Below are 2,650 nucleotides of genomic sequence, written 5' to 3' on the forward strand. Positions count from 1 at the left end.
GGTCAGCGCCAGTATTGCAGTCGAGTATCGCCTTGGCCCGCCTCATCCGCGGTCGTCAGCCGAAATCCGCGATCTATCTGCTGCGCGGCGGCGGCCTCGACGAGATCAGTGGCGGCATCACCGGTGAGGGCGGCGGCCCAAGTAGATGGTGTGCCGGCGGCGGTAGGCCTCAACCTTCTCTGGGTCGTGCTCGTGGGTTCGCTTGCCTCGAGTTCGCCGCCGACGAGGCTGTCGGTCGTGCCGTCGATGCCGTCGTAGAGGTCGAACTCGTCCCGTAGCGGCTGGGAATGTCGGTGCCGACGGGGGATGACGCCCAGGTCGACCGTGGGCAGGCGGGAAAGGTCGGCGAGTTGTCGTAGTTGCTCGGCCATGATCGCCTCGCCGCCGAGGCGGCGCCGCAGTACTGCCCGGCCTTTTGCCGGCTCTTCTGTCACAGAGACGCGACGCGCCGAGATGCTTCAATCATGCCGCGGGGGGCCTGGCCTTGCGGGCCAACGGTCGCGCAGTTCTGGCGGGCGTCGAGCCCGCCTTCGGTGAGGTAGGCGATGCAGGGCGTGTAGTCGCGCTCTCTGCGTTATCCACAGCCCGGCCGGTTCTGCCCGGGTCACGGGGAGTTCTTCGCTAGCGTGATCGTTGCGGCCCTGACTTGGGGCTCCGGCAGGTGTTCCAGCACCTGCCGGAGCAGTGGACCGCCTACCTCGCCCTTCACGACCAGGAGAGACGATCCATGCGCATTGTCCGCTCAGCGTTACTTCATGCTCTCATCGACCCGTGGTTGCGCTGCCTCGCCGAGCAGGACGCCGCCGCGCTCAATCGCGGGTGGACCGTGGACTGCGGGCGGTTCGGGTCCCGGATCTACCGTGATCCTCGCTGGGACGACGTCGAGCAGCTGCGTGCCTCGCACCTGTGCGAGGACAGCGACACCTCCGAGCACAGCACTGCGACGACCGCTCTCAACGACCCGGCCACCTCCTCGCGAGGACGGGCGACCCCTCGTGATGCGCGGGTCATTGGCCACCAGGCGGTGACGCGGTGAGCGCGCCCGTTACGCGGTCTGTTCGCGGCGCCCAGGTCTTGATCACCTCGGCGGTCGACGGGCTGGCCCACGACATCGAGGAGTCCGAGGTCCTCGTCGGCCACGGCCGCTACGTCGCGATGTGCGGCGCAGTCGTGCTCTCGGCTTCGCTGGCCGCGCCGACGGGGCGGGTGTGTCGACCGTGCGCGGCGCTGCGCTGTCCCGACCTCAGCGAGGAAGTGGGGGAGCGGCGGCCGGCGCGTGCGGCGCGGCGCGCGCAGTCGCGGTGGCTGGCAGTCTGCTCCGTGATCATGCGGGGCACGTTGCGTCACCAGGCGGTGGCCTAGCCATGACCACCTTCGATCCCGCCAGTGACTACCTCCGCGACTTGGACGACACCGCACCCCTCGACGTCGTAGACCGCCCCGGGGCAGAGCACAGTGACCCGCGGGCGGTGGTGCGCGAGCTCAGCGAGCGCGTCGAGGTCGCCGAGGATGTCGTCAAGCTGACGTCCCGCCGCGCTCTGATCGAGCACATGACCCCCGACGAGGTCGACGCCGAGCGAGAGGTGCTGCGGCTCGGGCGCGAGCTGGACCGCGAGTACACGAAGTGGGAGCTCACGCGTGAGCTGCGAGCCCGCAAGCGCCGCCACCGCCAAGCGGGTCTGCGGCGCTGGCTCGACGAACGCGCCGATCTCAAGGACCGCGCCGCCACGGTCAATGACCGGCGCTGGCACCTGCGCGCCCAGCGGGTCCGCAAGCGCCTGACCAGCCTCGACGCGCGGATCGCGACACACATCCGGGCGGCGGTCCGGTGGAGCAACCTGCTGATCGGGTTCGTGATCGTCGGTCTGCTCTACACAGGGTTCGTCGTGCAGCACAACTTCGTGCCCAGCGGTGACAAGACCGACCCGCTCTACTGGCTCTCCCTGGGGTTGGAGGCGCTGGCGTCGGTGGCGTTGATGGCGTTGATGCGCCACGACGCTCGCGCCTCGCTCGCCGGTCTCGTGCGCAAGGACTCCGACACGCGGCGGGCGTGGCTGATCAAGGCCGGCTTGTTGGTGGCCTCGCTGGTCGCGGCCGCGGGCCCCTCGATGCAGGCCGGTGACCTCATGGGGATTGTGCGCACTGGTTGGGCGCCGGTGCTGGTCGCGGCGGTCGTGCTGATCCATGACCGGATCTCCCGCGGTGACGCGCAGATCCTGACCAAGCTCCACGCCGAGGCCGACCGCGCCGAGGTGCACGACCTGGCAGTGATCGTGGAGTGGGCCCTGGCCCGTGAGCTCGTGGCGCCGTCCCAGGAGAACAAGCCCGGCGAGATCGCCCCGTCCACGTCCAAGATCGCGTCCTACTTTCACGTGAGCAAGACCAACGCGGCCGCGGTGCGCGCCGAAGTGAACGCCCGCGCAGCCGCCGCGGTCTGATCCCCGGCCGCGAACGCCGAGAACGGATGTTGCCCGTCGCGGTCGAGCACGCACCCCTGTGGTGCTCGACCGCGGCGGGGTCCACCCGGGCCAGGCACGCAGCGCGGCAGAGGCAGGACTAGGCCTCCCGCCCCTGCCGCTAGACACAAGGGAACGGAGCCCTCATGTCCGCGGACAAGGATGCCCGACACCACGAGGTCAAAGCCGGTGGA

General features: G+C 69.8%; 4 protein-coding genes. 3 read left to right on the plus strand and 1 reads right to left on the minus strand.

Annotated elements, in window-relative coordinates; translation table 11 throughout:
- Positions 1–2: 2 nt before the first annotated feature.
- Complete coding sequence (locus PSU4_RS31710) at positions 3–434, minus strand: Scr1 family TA system antitoxin-like transcriptional regulator (RefSeq protein WP_186817285.1); 432 nt, start codon at positions 432–434, stop codon at positions 3–5.
- Between the two features lie 227 nt (positions 435–661).
- Here PSU4_RS31710 and PSU4_RS30735 point away from each other — a divergent pair, with 227 nt between their 5' ends.
- The 3 genes from PSU4_RS30735 to PSU4_RS30745 are packed head-to-tail and all read left to right on the plus strand — an operon-like array spanning position 662 to position 2,438.
- Positions 662–1,036 (plus strand): hypothetical protein, encoded by a 375-nt coding sequence (locus tag PSU4_RS30735; RefSeq protein WP_147116163.1) that lies wholly within the window; start codon positions 662–664, stop codon positions 1,034–1,036.
- Positions 1,033–1,362, plus strand: a complete 330-nt coding sequence (locus PSU4_RS30740) for a hypothetical protein (RefSeq protein WP_147116165.1) — start codon at positions 1,033–1,035, stop codon at positions 1,360–1,362. Before PSU4_RS30735 ends, PSU4_RS30740 begins: the two co-directional genes overlap by 4 nt.
- A 2-nt stretch (positions 1,363–1,364) precedes the next feature.
- Positions 1,365–2,438, plus strand: coding sequence for a hypothetical protein (locus PSU4_RS30745; RefSeq protein ID WP_147116167.1), 1,074 nt, complete (start codon positions 1,365–1,367; stop codon positions 2,436–2,438).
- Positions 2,439–2,650 lie beyond the last annotated feature (212 nt).

The organism is Pseudonocardia sulfidoxydans NBRC 16205 (assembly GCF_007989085.1).
GTDB lineage: Bacteria > Actinomycetota > Actinomycetes > Mycobacteriales > Pseudonocardiaceae > Pseudonocardia > Pseudonocardia sulfidoxydans.

Coding starts and splice junctions, on each gene's coding strand:
- PSU4_RS30745 (WP_147116167.1), top strand. CDS start 1,365: ATGACCACCTTCGATCCCGCCAGTGACTACCTCCGCGACTTGGACGAC.